Annotated in this window: 12 protein-coding genes; 1 reads left to right on the top strand and 11 read right to left on the bottom strand. The window is 64.0% G+C overall.

The annotated features are described in order from the left end of the window. Nucleotides 1–8 precede the first annotated feature (8 nt). The 9 genes from G405_RS0109900 to G405_RS15675 all read right to left on the bottom strand — a co-directional run bounded on the left by G405_RS0109900 (nt 9) and on the right by G405_RS15675 (nt 8,681). Nucleotides 9–1,667, bottom strand: a complete 1,659-nt coding sequence (locus G405_RS0109900) for an AbgT family transporter (RefSeq protein ID WP_022701360.1) — start codon at nt 1,665–1,667, stop codon at nt 9–11. Nucleotides 1,668–1,771: 104 nt separating this feature from the next. Beyond that, on the bottom strand, nt 1,772–3,082 hold the full coding sequence (locus G405_RS0109895) for a TadE/TadG family type IV pilus assembly protein (protein WP_022701359.1): 1,311 nt from the start codon (nt 3,080–3,082) through the stop codon (nt 1,772–1,774). 108 nt (nt 3,083–3,190) lie between these two features. Next, the gene (locus G405_RS0109890; protein WP_022701358.1) at nt 3,191–4,459 is read right to left on the bottom strand and encodes a pilus assembly protein; all 1,269 of its coding nucleotides are present in this window, start codon (nt 4,457–4,459) and stop codon (nt 3,191–3,193) included. 116 nt (nt 4,460–4,575) lie between these two features. Further along, the gene (locus tag G405_RS0109885) at nt 4,576–5,760 is read right to left on the bottom strand and encodes an LL-diaminopimelate aminotransferase (RefSeq protein ID WP_022701357.1); all 1,185 of its coding nucleotides are present in this window, start codon (nt 5,758–5,760) and stop codon (nt 4,576–4,578) included. Nucleotides 5,761–5,888: 128 nt separating this feature from the next. Continuing rightward, nucleotides 5,889–6,629 (bottom strand): M48 family metallopeptidase, encoded by a 741-nt coding sequence (locus tag G405_RS0109880; RefSeq protein ID WP_022701356.1) that lies wholly within the window; start codon nt 6,627–6,629, stop codon nt 5,889–5,891. 12 nt (nt 6,630–6,641) lie between these two features. Then, the gene (locus G405_RS0109875; protein ID WP_022701355.1) at nt 6,642–7,007 is read right to left on the bottom strand and encodes a hypothetical protein; all 366 of its coding nucleotides are present in this window, start codon (nt 7,005–7,007) and stop codon (nt 6,642–6,644) included. 88 nt (nt 7,008–7,095) lie between these two features. Further along, nucleotides 7,096–7,770 carry a hypothetical protein gene (locus tag G405_RS0109870; protein WP_022701354.1) on the bottom strand — a complete coding sequence of 225 codons (675 nt, stop codon included), beginning with the start codon at nt 7,768–7,770 and terminating at the stop codon, nt 7,096–7,098. Between the two features lie 119 nt (nt 7,771–7,889). After that, nucleotides 7,890–8,249 carry a hypothetical protein gene (locus G405_RS0109865; RefSeq protein ID WP_022701353.1) on the bottom strand — a complete coding sequence of 120 codons (360 nt, stop codon included), beginning with the start codon at nt 8,247–8,249 and terminating at the stop codon, nt 7,890–7,892. A 9-nt stretch (nt 8,250–8,258) separates the two neighbouring features. After that, the gene (locus G405_RS15675) at nt 8,259–8,681 is read right to left on the bottom strand and encodes a DUF4345 domain-containing protein (protein WP_169447515.1); all 423 of its coding nucleotides are present in this window, start codon (nt 8,679–8,681) and stop codon (nt 8,259–8,261) included. 101 nt (nt 8,682–8,782) lie between these two features. Here G405_RS15675 and G405_RS0109855 point away from each other — a divergent pair, with 101 nt between their 5' ends. Further along, nucleotides 8,783–9,742, top strand: coding sequence for an AraC family transcriptional regulator (locus tag G405_RS0109855; RefSeq protein WP_022701351.1), 960 nt, complete (start codon nt 8,783–8,785; stop codon nt 9,740–9,742). Here the strand turns inward: G405_RS0109855 and gltB are convergent. Beyond that, entirely contained in the window at nt 9,739–14,247 is a 4,509-nt protein-coding gene (gltB, locus tag G405_RS0109850) for a glutamate synthase large subunit (protein ID WP_022701350.1), read from the bottom strand. The two genes, G405_RS0109855 and gltB, sit on opposite strands and share 4 nt — an antisense overlap. Beyond that, nucleotides 14,244–15,683 carry an NAD(P)-dependent oxidoreductase gene (locus G405_RS0109845; protein WP_022701349.1) on the bottom strand — a complete coding sequence of 480 codons (1,440 nt, stop codon included), beginning with the start codon at nt 15,681–15,683 and terminating at the stop codon, nt 14,244–14,246. Before G405_RS0109845 ends, gltB begins: the two co-directional genes overlap by 4 nt. Nucleotides 15,684–15,888 lie beyond the last annotated feature (205 nt).

Below are 15,888 nucleotides of genomic sequence, written 5' to 3'. Positions count from 1 at the left end.
CCAGTGTCTTACTGCGCCGGATACAGCGTTGGCGAACCCGGGCCGACCGGCAGGTCCAGCACGAAGGCCCAGGTGAAGAAGAAACCCGACCAGGTCAGCAAGAAGAAGATCGAATAGGGCAGCATCATCGCGATCAACGTGCCAACGCCCAGATTTTTGTCATAGCGCGTGGCCCAGGCCAGGATGAGGCCGAAATAGCTCATCATGGGCGTGATGATGTTCGTGGAGCTGTCCCCGATCCGGTAGGCCGCCTGGATCACCTCCGGCGAATATCCGATCAGCATCAGCATGGGCACGAAAATGGGCGCCGTCACCGCCCATTGGGCCGAAGCCGAGCCCAGAGACAGATTGATCACCGCACACATCAGAATGAAGAAGAAGAACAGGGCCGGCCCGGTCATGCCGGTCTCTTGCAGGAAGTTTGCGCCCGTCACCGCGGTGATGGCGCCCAGATTGGTCCAGCCGAAAAAGGCCACGAACTGGGCCGCAAAGAACACCAGGACGATGTAGAGCCCCAAGGACGCCAACGCCGCGGCCATGGCGTCGATGATGTCGCGATCGGTCTTCATGGTGCCTGCGACACGGCCATAGGCGTAGCCCACGGCGATGAAGAAGATCAGGATCCAGACGACGAAGCCGGAAAAGAACGGCGACCGCATGACGCTGCCGGTGTCGGGGTCGCGCAACACCCCCCAACCGGGCAGAGTCTCCGGGACTGATCCGCCGGCTAGCAAGGGCATCCAGGCGGGAAAGCGTACATCGGGCAGCAGCGTGTAGGCCATGACCGCCAGTACGGCCAGGAAGGCGAGCCCCGCAGCGCCGAGCCCTTTTCTCTCCGGCTTGGCCAGAGGCTCCATCATGGACTTGTTCAGGATCGTCGGATCGGCACGCTCGGGATTATAAGCGCCGAGCTTGGGCTCGACGACGAAGATCGACACCAGCGAGCCTACAATCGTGATCAGGAAGGTGGACGCGATCATGAAAAACCAGTTCGCCGTCGCATTCACCGTATAGGCCGGGTCAACCAGTTGCGCGGCTTCTTCGGTAATGCCCGCCAGGAGCGGATCGACCGTCCCGATAAGCAGGTTCGCGCTATAGCCCCCTGACACCCCGGCGAACGCCGCCGCCATGCCCGCCAGCGGGTGACGCCCCAGCGCGTAGAAGATCGCGCCAGCCAGCGGGATCAGCACCACATACCCCACTTCGGAAGCGGTGTTTGAAACGATGCCGGCGAACACAACCGCCACTGTCACCACATGGCGCGGCGCGCCCAGCACCATGGCGCGCACGGCGGCGGACAGAAGGCCGGACTTTTCCGCGACGCCAACGCCCAGCATCGCCACCAGCACCACGCCAAGCGGAGCGAAGCTGGTGAAGTTCTCGGTCAGGCTGGTGAAAATACGCCGGACACCATCGCCATTCATCAGGCTGACCGCCCGGATCATGCCGTCCTCGGCGACGCCTCGAGACCCTGCAGGACGTGGATCCTCGACCGCCACGCCCATCCAGCCGAACACGCCCGAGAGAAGGACGATGCCCGCCGCCAGCAAGGCGAACAGGGTCACCGGGTGCGGCAACAGATTGCCCAGCCATTCCACAGCATCAAGGAAGCGTGTGAACGCGTTGCGCTTGGGCGCTTCAGGGGTTTGAGGCTGCGAATCCGCCATCTGTGACTCCATTGTGAATTTCAGGACACAATGAAGTCTGAGACGCCATGTTTTTCAACCGCAAGGAAACAAGGGATATTCAAGCCCCCTTCTTTTCTTGTCTCTTAACGGGTCAGGCGCAGGCGATTGATGTCGGCGGCGATGGAGGAAAACGCCTCGGCGATGTCGAGATTTTCCACCTGATAATAGTTCTGGGGCTTGTTGGCGCAGTTGCGCATCAGATCGCGATTGGTGTCGCCGCTCAGTTGGAACGCGATGGTGTAGATCTGCACGCCGTTCTCTTCGGCGACGTCACAAGCCTCGGCCATGTTCTCACGCGCCTGACGCGCCGAATAAATCTCATAACTGCGCGTGCCGGTCCGGCGACGGCCCCGCCAGTCGTAATAGGTATACTCTTCGGTCCGGTATTGCGCCGTGGCCTCACCGTCGGTCATCACGACGAGGATCTTGATCGTATCACGATCCGCATAGGAGGCTGGACGATCGGAGAAACTACCGCCCAGTTGCCCGCGCCAGGACGGGTCCAGCGCCCGAGCGCCCCACATTGTCGCCACGTCGAGACCGGTATTGCCGCTGGCGCGCAGGGAGTTGATCAGGCCGCGCAAACGCCCCTCATTCTGGGAGAGGAATTCAGATTCCATATTGCTGCGCGGGCAGAACGACGAGTGATTATTGTTCCACTGGATATCGCCATTGTACTCCGTGTACGCCATCTGCCGGTAAGGCAGCTCCATCTCGATCGGATAATCTGTTCCCATATCGACACAGCCTGACCGGCGTCGCTCATTATTGCGCCCGTCAATCAGATCGTCATTCACATCGCTCGGCGTCCGCACGCCGCCATTATAGGGGATGACAGAGATCGACGTGCGTTCCGCCGCATCTGCCGCCAGCACAATTTCCACAAACTCGTTCGCCGCATCGATCAGCGCATTGATCTTGCTGCCGCCCATGGAGCCCGACACGTCGAGCACCAGGGAAATCTCCACATCGCGCACCTGTTCGATGGCTTCGGAGAAGTGTTCCAGAGTGAGAGAGTTGATGCCGACCAGGCCCAGTATGGTGGTCGGCATGGAAACGCTGGCGGTCGCGGTCACGATGCGTGAATTGAGCGAGATGTCCGCGTTCACATCCAGCTGAAGGCTCGCCAGCAATTGCGGATGATCTTCCAGCGCGGCTTCCACATAGGCGCGCACCACATCAGCAGGGGCGCGATCCTGGGTCAGGGACGCCGCCGCCAAGGCGCCGGAATCCAAAGCGCTTTGCAGTTCAGAGCTGACCGTGGCGCTACGTGAAAAATCGAGCGCGCCGCCCACTGCCGTCACAAGAACGCCCGAGCACAGCGCCATGATGATGGCCACATTGCCGCGGCGGTCCGAAGACCAGCCAGAAAGAAAACTCAGGAGCGCCTGCATCTGAACGCCTTCGCCAAAACCGTTCCAAGCCGGAACATGCGAAGGTGGAGCTTGCAACAAACAGACCAAAAACCAGTTAAAACAATGGTTTATGAAAGATTAACAACTCTAGCGCGCCAGACGCAGGCTGTTGAGGTCCGCTGCAATGGCGTTAAAGGCGGAGGAAATGTCCAGGCTCTCGACCTGGTAATAGTTCTCGGTCTTGCTGGCGCATTCGCGCATCAAGGTGCGGTTGGTGGAGCCTGAAACCTGAAAGGCGATGGTGTAAATGTGCACGCCCGCGGTTTCCGCGTCGTCACACGCCGCTTCCATGTTCGCGCGCGCCGTAGCGGCGCTGTAAAGTTCGTAAGTGTACCAGTCGCCTTGCCAGTTTTGCGCCCGCCGATACTGGGCGGTGGCGGCGCCGTCCGTCATCACCACCAGAACTTTCATTGTGGATGTATCGTCATAGGCGGCCGGACGATCCGAAAAATCTCCGCCCAGACGCCCGCGCCAGACCGGATCGAGCGCCCGCGCGCCCCAGGCCGTCGCCAGATCAAGTCCGGTGTTCCCGCCTGCACTGAGCCCTTCGATCAGATCCAGCAAGACCGAACGGGTCTGCTCTAAAAACACCGTGGCCTCAGATTGATCCGGGCAGAATGAAGACGACCGCCAGCCGCGCTGGTCTCGATCCTGCCAGTCCAGCCAGTCATAACCATCAGACGCCAACTCCATCTCGACCGGGTCTGTGACCCCCAGCTCGATGCAGCCGCTATCATTGGGCGTGCCCGGCAAAAGGTCATTGGTGACTGTCGCCGGCAGACGCACCCCGCCATTATAGGGGATCACGGACAGGCTGGTCAGACCGTCCAGATCAGGGTCCATCATCAACAGGACAAACTCTTCGGCAGCGTCGCGCAAAGCGGAAATCTTGGAGCCGCCCATGGAGCCCGAAATATCAAGCACCAGCGAAATCTCCAGATTGCGCACCCGTTCATTGGCTTCCGAGGTGCGGTTCAGCGTCAGCGCGTCATAACCGATCAGGCCCAGCATCAAGGTCGGCACGCTGATCACGGCGTCGGCGGTCACCTCGCGTGAATTGATCGCCGTGTCCGAGCTGACCTGAACATTCAACCGCTCCAGCACGCCGTTATGTTCTGACAGGGCGGCGGTGATGTAATTGCGCACGACCGTTTCAGGGTCTTCGCCCTGGGTCAGCGACGCCGCCGCCAGAGTGCCGGCGTCCATGGCCGACTGGATTTCAGAGCCGATGGTGAAGGTGCGTGAATAGTCCAGCGCCCCGCCGACGCTGACCACCATCGGGGCCAGCAGCATGGCGAACATCATCGCCACATTACCGCGTGCATCGCTGAAAAATTTCGCCAGAAGCGAGCGCATGTCCAGACCCTTATTCGCGCCCTTGCGCAAAACGGATCCAGACTTCGCTTACCCCTATTAAAACATTGAAAAGAAACAGGGTAAATGCTGCGTTCACCCTGTTTCCAATCAAGGCGTTAGCCCTTGGCGAAAAAGCCTTTCAGGGCGCGGGCGGCCTGGCGGATACGTTGCTCGTTCTCCACCACGGCCAGGCGCACATGGGTGTCGCCGCGCTCGCCGAATCCCAGCCCCGGCGCCACCGCCACATCGGTCTCTTCCAGCAGCTTCTTGGCGAACTCCACCGAGCCCAGATGCGCGAAGGGCTCAGGGATCGGCGCCCAGGCGAACATGGTCGCGGGGGGACTCGGGATATGGAACCCGGCGCGGCCAAAGCTCTCCACCAGCACGTCCCGGCGTTTCTTGTAGGTCTCGCGCGCTTGCGCCACATGGTCCTGCGGCCCGTCGAGCGCCGCCACCGCCGCGATCTGGATCGGCGTGAACGCGCCATAATCAAGATAGGATTTCACCCGCTTGAGCGCATCCACCAGACGCGCCGAGCCCGCCGCAAAGCCCATCCGCCAGCCCGGCATGGAATAGGTTTTGGACATGGAGGTGAACTCCACCGCCACATCCTTGGCGCCCTCGACCTCGAGGATGGAGGGCGGCGGATTGCCGTCAAAATAGATCTCGGAATAGGCAAGGTCGGAGATGAGAACGAGATCGTTCTCTTTCGCGATCCGCACCGCTTCCTTGTAAAAATCCAGATCGACCACCTGCGCGGTCGGGTTGGACGGGAAGTTCAGCACCAGCGCCGACGGCGCGGGAATCGAGCGGCGGCAGGCATGCACCGCCTCGCGCAAGAAATCCTCAGGATCCTTGAAGCCCACCGGACGAACGGCGGCGCCCGCGATCAGGAAGCCGAACATGTGGATCGGATAGGAGGGATCGGGCACCAGGATCACATCGCCCGGCGCGGTGATCGCCTGGGCCAGGTTCGCAAGGCCTTCCTTTGAGCCCAAGGTCACGCACACTTCAGTGTCGGGGTTCAGCCCCACATCGAACCGGCGCTCATAATAGCGCGCCAGCGCCTTGCGAAGCGACGGTACGCCCTGGCTGGCGGAATAGCGGTGCGCGCGCGGATCCGCGGCGACTTCGGCGAGCTTGGCGATGATGTGCGGTGCGGGGGCAAGGTCAGGATTGCCCATGCCGAAATCAATGACGTCACGGCCTTCGGAGCGATAGGCCTGCTTCATCCGGTTCACTTCCGCGAACACATAAGGCGGCAAACGCCGCTCGCGGTAAAATTCTTCGTCGTGGGACATCGGTCAAATCGCCCTGCTGTACTGCAACATGCAGCCTACTCCGCCCGCCCCACAGGGCGTCAATGGGGCGCAGCTGTGGCGAAGCGAAGAATTGCACGGACAAAATCACGCCAACCCGGATAGGGCGACTAAAACGCCCCGCCCGCGGGCCGCGTATCGCGCAAGGCGCGCTGACGTCGCCGCTGATCCGGCATCAACTCATCGAGCAAGCGATGAAAGCGTGGCGAGTGATCCATCACCAGAAGATGGCACGCCTCGTGCGCGCAGACATAATCAACCAGACTTTCAGGATAGGCGATCAGGCGTGCGTTCATGCGGATCGAGCCGTCAGACGAACACGACCCCCAGCGCGCCTTTTGCTCGCGCACGCTGACACGCGGGCGTTTCGCGCCCAGCGCCTCGGCATAGGCCTCAAGCTTGGGCGTCATCAGATCGAGCGCCTCACGCTTGCGCCAGCGTTTCAGTGCGGCCAGCACCGCCTTGCGGCTTCCGGCAGGGTCGAGATGGCGGTCCACGCAGACGACCACCGCCTCCGCCTCGCGCATCACCGTGCTGCGCGCCTTGTCATGGGGACGCACGGTCAGGCGCAACTCCTCGCCCAGCCAACCGATCATTTCGCCGTCCACGCCTTTCAGCGCCGGCGGCGTGCGCGCTTGCCGTCGCTCCAGCCGGTCGATCACCCAGGAGGCTTTCTCGCGCACGACGGCGTCCGCCTCGCGCACGCTCACGCGTACGGGCAAAGTCACCGTCAGGCCGTCCTCGCTGACTTTCAGACCGATCGTCTTGCGCCGGGCCGAGCGTTTGAGCGTGTACATCAGCGCCCGGTCGGCCAGCTCGATCTGGCGCATCTGCATGTCAGGCCCGGCCATGCTGGCGACCGCCTAAGCCGTGCGCGGCGCGGTCAGCGCCACATAGTGCAGCCCCAGCAGCATCACCGCCCCGCCCACAAAGAGCCCGGCGAAGGGCGCATAGCCCACCTGCCCGACGACCAGCGCCATCACGGCCATGACCAACCCGTACACCGCCAGCGCCAGAACCACGATCCGGCCCAGCGCGCGGTCTTCCGCGCCGCGCCAGCGCGCCCGCGAGGTCCAGGTCAGAACCGGCAACACCACGAGAGCAAGGCCCAGCGCCAGATAGGCCGGCAAACCCGCGCCCGCGAGCGCGCCCTGGGCCACAAGCCCGCCCGCGCCCGCCAGCATCATCAGAACGCCCCAGACCAGGGGATGATTGATACGTTGCAACATGGGGCGAGCTTAGAACGTGTCGCCGACCCGCGCCAGATGAGGCGTTGGTCGCAGATGGGGAAAACGAACGAAACGCCCGCGCCCCGTCCTACTCGGTCGAGCGCACCGCGATCCGCTCCTGGGCGCGATCGAGCACGCCTTGGGAGAGCCCGGCCCAGAGCGGTCCCTCAAGGCGGGTTTCGATGATCTCGGCCATGGTCGAGCCCGTGGGCTCCAGATCCTCGATATAAATGATCATCAGCTCTTCCCGCGCGGTGTCGGGGTCCAGCAGATGCTTCATCGTCGCGTTAATGGTTTCCGCCGGCAGGGTGTAGCCCGCCTCGGCCAGCACGGCGCGCATCATGGCGTTATCCGAGCCGGGCTCGGGCGCATCGCTCGCGCCCTCTCCGAAACGGGCCCGAACGAAGAATTCGGCCTCGCCAAGCGTGCGCGTTTCCAGATCCGAGAGGTGAAAGTCATAGCTCGCCTCGGGCCGGTTCGGCAGATAGGCCTCAAACTGGATCCAGTAGAGCCGATCCACGATCCGGTCCTCTCCCGCTTCCACAAACAGGTGCATCTCTGCATCCACGACATCATAGAGCGCCCAGCGGCGCCCGCCCGCATAGACCGCGGTCTCGGGCAACTCAATGCGCGCGTCCGGCTGATAGGACGAAGACAGTGTGGCGCCTTCGGCCTGACGCATGGGCGCGGGCCAGGGCGCGTCGCAGTCAGTGGCGGCGCACGCCTGCAGGGCGAAGGTCAAAGCCAGAGCGCTCAAAGTCATGGGGTAGTCCGATGCTGTTCAAGTGTCGCGGGTGCAACCGTCAGCAGAGCGGACAGGCTCAGCTAAAGCCAATGAAACATTGGTAAGATCAGGGGTGTGGGGCTCCGGTCAGAACCGCTTCAGCTTGCGCCCGGCAGCTTTCGCGCCATCACCGCCAAGCCCACAAAGCCGACCAGACCGCCCAGTTGCAGGCCGATGCCGATCACGGCGGGGCCAAAGAGCAAGGCGGCGATGACGCCGCTGACCAGTGCTGCCCCGAGCGCGGCGAGGCTCGTGCGCGTTCGCCAGAGGGTGGGCGCTGCACGCCAGCGCTCACGATTGATGAAACCGACCCCGATCAGCGCTGCCGTGCCGACATAGGGCCCGAGCAGCGCGCTCCAGTGCGTGGTCACCAGAAGGCCCGCCGAGGCGGTCCAGGCGAGACCGATGACGAGCAAAGCCGCCGCCAGCCAGTAAGGGGTCTGCAAAAGGCGTGTCATGACCGAAGCCTAGGCGGGTTTAAGCCCCGCTTCCAGTGTGGAGGACTCCGATAGCGCTCCCATCGCCCAGACGCTGGCGAAGCCCAGGACCAGTTCGATCCCGAAAGCAGCGAGCAAGCTGGCATCGGGCATGCCGTCAATGGCGATAGAGACCAAGCGCCCCAGCGCCCAGCCGAGCAGAATGAGGGCGCTCACTCCGCTCGCCGCTCTCGTCCAGAGCCCCAAGGCGGCTGATGCCAGCACAAAACCGCCGCCCAGGGCCAAGCCGCCGCCCGGCGCGCGCAATTCGCTGAGCAAATTGGGATCGGAACTGAGCGTCACCCCGTTCAGCGCAAACATGGCGTGCGGGTCGGAGATCAGCATGGCTCCGACCCCTGTCAGCACGACGCCGTTGATCCCGAGCAGTGCGCGAATAATCCCGTGTGTGTTCATGGCGTTTCTCCTGTCCAAAAGCCGGGTGGAGATTGCATTCGCCGTTGCGAACAGGCCATGCTCGTCCATCCGAGAAAATTGACCCTCCGTCCGGGGTTTTCATGAGCACGCCCAACACAGACCCTCGCCCCCGACCCGATCCGCTGACGGCTCTGCTTGATCAGCTGAAGCTGACGGGGACCTTGTATTGCCAGACCGACATGGCGGCGCCCTGGGGCATCGCCCTGCCCGCGTTTGAGGGCTTGTCTCTGATCGCCATCGTCCTCGACGGCGCTTGTCAGCTGCAGCTGGACGGCGAAGCGCCTGTTCTGCTGAAAGCAGGCGATCTGGCGCTTATTCCCAACGGCGTGCGCCATGACCTTTTCAGCGATCCTGAGGCTGACAGGGTCCCGCTGGACAAGCTGGACGTGACGCCGCTGAGCCAGAGGTATGAGACCCTGACGCTGGACGGCCCCGGCCCGCGTGCGCGCATCACTTATGGCGTGGTGCGCTTTGATCAGGTTCTGGGCGCGCAATTGATGGCGCATCTGCCCAGGCTGATCGTCTCAAGAGGCGCGGAGGCGGAAGACAGCTGGATCACCTCCACGCTGGCGATCATCGCGCGGGAATCCGAACAGCTCTCACCGGGCGGCGAAGCGGTGATCACGCGCCTGACCGATGTGCTGGTGATCCAGCTGGTCCGCAGCTGGCTCGCGACTGAAACCCGCGCGCAGACCGGCTGGCTGGCCGCCCTGCGCGATCCGCATCTGGGCCGCGCCCTCACCGCGCTTCATGACCAGCCGCAACGTGACTGGACATTAGAGGCGCTCGCGCGCGAAGCCGGGCTGTCGCGCTCGATCTTCGCCGCGCGTTTCACCGAACAACTGGGCCAATCCGCCATCAGCTATCTCACCCAATGGCGGCTGCATCTGGCCCATCGCGCCCTGTCAGACACACGCACCCCGATGATCGAGATCGCCGAAGCTGCGGGCTACAGCTCTGAAGCCGCGTTCAGCCGCGCCTTCAAACGCCAGTTCGGTCACGCCCCTGGCGCCGTGCGGCGGGACGCTGACCCCGCCTAAGCGCGCTTCTCCTGCGCTTCCATGCCGGTCGCCGGCGGAAAGGGGACGATGTGGCGGATGGCGGTTTTGCGGGTCTCCCAGTCATTGAGGATCGCGGCGGCGTGCAGGCTGCCGGTGGCGGCGTAATGATCCTCGATCAGGGCGCGGCAGCGGGCCTCGGCCTCGCCCGCCAGCACGTGAACACCGACGCTTTCAGGGTTGAGACGCGGCTCCAGCCGGTTGGCTTCATCGAGCACAAAGGCTTCCCCGCCGGTCATGCCGGCGGCGAAATTGTCCCCGACCTTACCCAGAATCACCGCAACGCCGCCGGTCATGTATTCACAGCCATTGGCGCCGCAGCCTTCGACCACCACGGTCGCGCCGGAGTTTCGCACCGCAAAGCGCTGGCCCGCCCCGCCCGCGGCGAACACGCGGCCTGACGTGGCGCCATACAGCACGGTGTTGCCGATGATGGCGTCGCCGGGGCGATGCTCCTTGCAGCCGCCAAAGGGGCGGATGGCGATCGTGGCGCCCGACAGGCCCTTGCCCACATAATCATTGGCGTCGCCTTCAAGCTCGATCCGCAAGCCCGTGGCCGAGAACGCGCCGAGGCTTTGCCCCGCCGAGCCGCGCAGGCGCAGGGTGAGCTGGCCGTCTTCGAGCCCGTCCGGACCAAAGGTGCGCACGATTTCAGACGACACCCGCGCGCCCACGGCGCGGTCGGTATTCTTCACGTCATAGACAAGCTGCATCTTCTCACGCCGTGAGAAGACCGGCTCGGCGTCTTTCAGGATCTGCTCATCCAGCGCCGGAGCGACCGGGTTGCGCTGGGTGCGGGTCGAGCGCGGCGGCCGCGCCTGCGGGTCCACGCGCACCAGAAGCGGATTGAGATCAAGATCATCAAGATGATCCGCGCCGCGGCTGACCTGATCGAGCAAATCCGCCCGGCCGATCACGTCTTCCAGACGCTCAGCCCCGAGGCCCGCGAGAATCTCGCGGGTGTCGCGGGCGATGAAGGTCATCAGATTGACCACGTGGTCGGCGAGCCCGGAGAAGCGCTTTCTCAGCTCTTCATCCTGGGTGCACACGCCCACCGGGCAGGTGTTGGAATGGCACTGGCGCACCATCAGACAGCCCAGCGCCACGAGCGAGGTGGTGCCCACCCCGAACTCTTCCGCGCCCAGCATGGCGGCGATCACCACGTCGCGCCCGGTGCGGATGCCGCCATCCGCGCGCAAGGTGACCCGCTCGCGCAAGCCATTGAGCGACAAAACCTGATGGGCTTCAGACAGCCCCAGCTCCAAAGGCGCGCCGGCGAACTTGATCGAGGTTTGCGGGCTGGCGCCCGTGCCCCCGACGCTGCCGGAAATCAGGATAATGTCGGCATGAGCTTTCGCCACGCCCGCCGCCACCGCGCCCACGCCCGCCGCCGAGACGAGCTTCACGCACACGCGCGCAATGGGGTTGATCTGCTTGAGGTCGTAGATCAGCTGGGCGAGGTCTTCGATCGAATAGATGTCATGGTGCGGCGGCGGGCTGATCAGGGTCGCGCCCGGCGTCGCATGTCGCATCTTGGCGATGAAACCGGTGACCTTGAAGCCGGGCAATTGCCCGCCCTCGCCGGGCTTGGCGCCCTGGGCGACCTTGATCTCGATTTCGCGGCACTGGTTGAGATATTCCGCCGTGACGCCGAACCGGCCCGACGCGACCTGTTTGACCGCCGAGTTCATGTTGTCGCCATTGGGCATCGGGTGATAGCGCGCGGGGTCTTCCCCGCCCTCGCCCGAGACGGACTTGGCGCCGATCCGGTTCATGGCGACGTTCAAAGCGCCATGGGCTTCCTGGCTCAGGGCGCCGAGAGACATGCCAGGCGTGACGAAGCGCTGGCGGATCTCGTTCACGCTTTCACAGCGCGACAAATCCACAGGCGTGCTCACGGGCCGCGGCTCCAGCAGGTCGCGCAGCTGGATGGGCTGGTCCTCATGATTGAGTTTCGCCACATAGGCGCGGTAGGCGTCGTAATCCTCGTTGCGGACAGCCTTTTGCAACAGGCTGATCGAGGTCGCCTCCAGCGCGTGGGCCTCGCCCGAGCTGCGCTGGCGATAGAACCCGCCCACCGGCAGGCGCACGGCGTCGTCATGACGCCAGGCCCAGCGATGAAGTTCTGCGAGCTTTGATTCCAGACCCGCCAGACCAATGCCGGAAATGCGGCTGGTCACCCCGCCCAGATATTCGCTCGCCACGGCGCGGCTGAGGCCCAGCACTTCGAAATTACACCCGCCGCGATAGGAGCTGACGACGGAAATGCCCATTTTGGACATGATCTTGAGAAGCCCCGCATCAAAGGCGGTCTTCATGTTGCGCGCCTTCTGCTCAGGGCTCATCCCCGACAGAGTGCGCTCGGTGCGCGCGGCCACGGTTTCAAACGCCAGATACGGGTTCACCGTGGTGGCCCCAAGGCCCACCAGCACCGCCAAGGCGTGCGGGTCGGTGACTTCAGAGGTGCGGGCATTGAGCGAGCAATAGGTGCGCAGGCCCTTGCGTGTGAGGTGAGTGTGCACAGCGCCCACCGCCAGCGCCATGGGCACGGGCGCAAAGCGCTCGTTCTGCCGCTCATCGGTCAGGATCAGGTGCTGGGCGCCGCCTTCGCTGACCGCCGCCTCGGCTTCGGCGCGAATGCGGTCGAGCGCCGCTTGCAGCCCTGCGCCGGAACCCGTGGCGTCAGCGGCCGGCAGAGTGACGTCGATCAGCGCGACCCCCTCGCCCAGAATGGCGCGCAGGCGATCATACATGCCGTTGGTCAGAACCGGAGAGTTGAGCACGAAGACATCGGTTTGCGCCGCGTCCTCCTCGAGCACGTTGCCCAAGTTCTTGAACCGGGTTTTCAGGCTCATCACCCGGCCTTCGCGCAGCGGGTCGATGGGCGGGTTGGTGACCTGGGAGAAGTTCTGCCGGAAATAATGGCTGATCGGGCGATAACGATTGGACAGCACCGCCAGCGGGCTGTCATCGCCCATGGATCCGATGGCTTCCTTGGCGTCCTCGGCCATGGGCGAGAGGATGATCTCGATCTCTTCCATCGTCATGCCGGCGGCGGCCTGGCGTCGGGCGCGCTCGGCGTCCTCAAAGAGGAGAGGCTCAGGACCGGGCCCGACTTCGGACTCGATCTCGCGGACGTTTTTCAGCCAGTCTTCATATGGATGCTTGGCGGCGAGCTGATCGAGCATTTCGGTTTCGCGCAAGAAACCGCCTTCGGCCAGATCCACAGCGATCAGGCGCCCGGGCGCCACGGCGCCGCGTTCAATGACGCGCGACGGTTCGAGCTCGGCCATGCCGGTTTCAGAGCCGACGGTCAGAAGTCCGTCTTCAGACAGGCTCCAGCGCAGCGGACGCAGACCGTTGCGATCAAGCCCCGCAATCGCCCAGCGACCGTCGCACGCGATCACAGCGGCAGGCCCGTCCCAGGGCTCCATCACAGAGTTGCAATACTCGTACAGCCCGCGCCAGGACCCGGGCATGATCTCGCCGCGCTTGGACCAGGCTTCGGGGATCAGAAGCGTTTTCGCCATGGGCGCAGAACGACCCGCCCGCACCAGAATCTCAAACACCTCGTCCAGCGCCGCGGAATCCGACGCGCCGGGGCTGATCACCGGACGGACAACATCCTCGGCGTCCTTGAACGCGGAATGGGCCATGAGGATCTCATGGCTTTTCATCCAGTTGCGATTGCCCTTCAGAGTATTGATCTCGCCATTATGGGCGAGCATGCGGAAAGGCTGGGCCAGCTTCCATTCCGGGAAGGTGTTCGTCGAATAGCGCTGATGGAAGATCGCAAAGGGCGACACGAAGCGGGCGTCGCGCAGATCAGGATAGAACTGGTCGATGGCCTCGGCCAGGAACATGCCTTTGTAGACCACGTCGCGTGCGGACAGCGAACAGACGTAAAGCTCAGGCACGGCCTCGGCGCGGGCGCGTTGCTCGATACGGCGGCGCACCAGATAGAGCGTGCGTTCCAGCTCGTCCGCGTTCCGGTCGGTCGCGTCTTCAAACAGGATTTGTTCAATCGCCGGACGCGTCGCCGCAGCCTTGGCCCCCAGACAGGATGGGTCCACCGGCACCTGACGCCAGCCAAACAGGCGCAAGCCCGCGCGCAGCACTTCGGTCTCGACGATGGTGCGGCCCTTTTCCTGGGCGCCAAAATCGGTGCGCGGCAGGAAGACCATGCCGACGCCAATAGCGTGATCGCTGGGTTCATGCCCGGTGCGGGCCACCGCCGCCTTGAAGAAATCCTGCGCAATGCCAAGCCGCAGACCGGCGCCGTCGCCGGTCTTGCCGTCCGCGTCCACTGCGCCGCGGTGCCAGACCGCCTTCAGGGCTTTCAGACCCAACTCCACGGTTTCACGCCGCGGCTCGCCCTTGATGTCGGCGATCAGGCCGACGCCGCAGGCGGAGCGCTCGCTCTCAAGCTCATATGCGCCGGCGTCAATCAGGCGCTGGCGTTCGGCGAGGTAATCAAACTGGCTCATTCGGCTGGCTCCGCAATCGGCTGCGCCTGCGCAGAGCGCGCGCCCGCCATCAGATCGGCGTGGATGGTCTCAGCGGCGTCCAGGCCGTCTTTCACAGCCCAGACCACCAGGGAGGCGCCGCGCACGGCGTCGCCGCCCGCATACACGCCCGGCAGAGAGGTGCGGCTGCGGTCGGTCACGCGGATCGCCCCGCGCGGGTTGAGCTCAAGCCCGTCCGCGCCCAGAGTCTGGGGGAAGTTTTCCGGCTCGAACCCCAAAGCCGCGATCACCATGTCGGCGGCGCGATCTTCTTCCTGACCGGCCATCGCCACCGGACGACGGCGGCCCGAGGCGTCAGGCGCGCCGAGGGTCATTTTCTGAATGCGTACGCCGGAGGCGGTCTCGGCATCGCCGAGAATGGCGGCGGGAGCGCTGAGCCAGTCAAACATCGCGCCCTCTTCCTCGGCATGGACCACTTCACGAGCCGAGCCGGGCATGTTCACGCGGTCGCGTCGGTACAGGCACGCCACGCTGTCCGCCCCCTGACGGATGGCGGTGCGCACGCAATCCATGGCGGTGTCCCCGCCGCCGATCACCAGAACGCGCTTGCCGCTGGCGTTCAGGCGACCGCCCTGTCCGCCCTCATCGCCAAACCCCGCCTTGTTGGAGGCGGTGAGATAGTCGAGCGCCGGAACCAGGCCGCGCCCGCCGCCGCCCGGACACGTCAGGGCGCGCGCCGCATAAGCGCCCGCCGCCACATAAACCGCGTCATGGCGTGATCGAAGTTCGGTCAGGCTGGCGTCCCGGCCCACTTCGAAACTGAGCTTGAACACCACGCCGCCCTCTTCCAGGCGCTGGGTGCGGCGCTCGACCACGGATTTGTCGAGCTTGAAGTTGGGAATGCCGTAGATCAGCAAGCCGCCCGCGCGATCCTGACGCTCATAGATCGTCACGTCATGGCCATGCTGGGCCAGACGCTCGGCGGCGGACAAACCCGCAGGACCCGAGCCGACAATGCCCACGGACAGACCAGTCTTGCGCGCCGGGCGGATCGGTTTGACCCAGCCGTTTTTCCAGGCGGTCTCGGTGATGAACGTCTCCACCGAGCCGATGGTGACCGCGCCATGGCCCGATTGCTCGATCACGCAGGCGCCTTCACACAACCGGTCCTGCGGGCAGATCCGGCCACAGACCTCTGGCATGGCGGAGGTGGCGGAGGAGCGCTCATACGCCTCTTCCAGACGCCCTTCGGCGACCAGCATCAGCCAGTCGGGAATGTCATTGTGCAGCGGGCAGCCCGATTGGCAGAACGGCACCCCGCATTGCGAACAGCGTTCGGCCTGCGCCTCACCCTGCTCCAGGCTGAAAGGCGTATAGATCTCGTCAAAGTCGGTCCGGCGCTCGTCTGCGGACCGTTTGTCCGGATAGCGCTGGTCCGTGCTTGTGAATTTCAGCACAGCCGTCTCCTCATGCTGTCCGCGACGTCTTTGTGACGCTCTTTGTTCGGACTTTCTTGCTGCATTGCATCATGAGAAAGCCAGTTAGCGCAAGCATGAGGCCGTTCAATCAAACACGGTTTGCTTCAGAATCCAGTGAAACAAGGGCGTTTACACCTGTTAAACTTTTGGCAGTCGCGCCCTCCAGATCGCCGTTGACACTCAT

The sequence above is a fragment of the Oceanicaulis alexandrii DSM 11625 genome, from assembly GCF_000420265.1.
In the GTDB taxonomy this organism is placed as follows: domain Bacteria; phylum Pseudomonadota; class Alphaproteobacteria; order Caulobacterales; family Maricaulaceae; genus Oceanicaulis; species Oceanicaulis alexandrii.
Note: the sequence above shows the minus strand (reverse complement) of the source record. Positions and strands in the feature narration are given on the sequence as shown.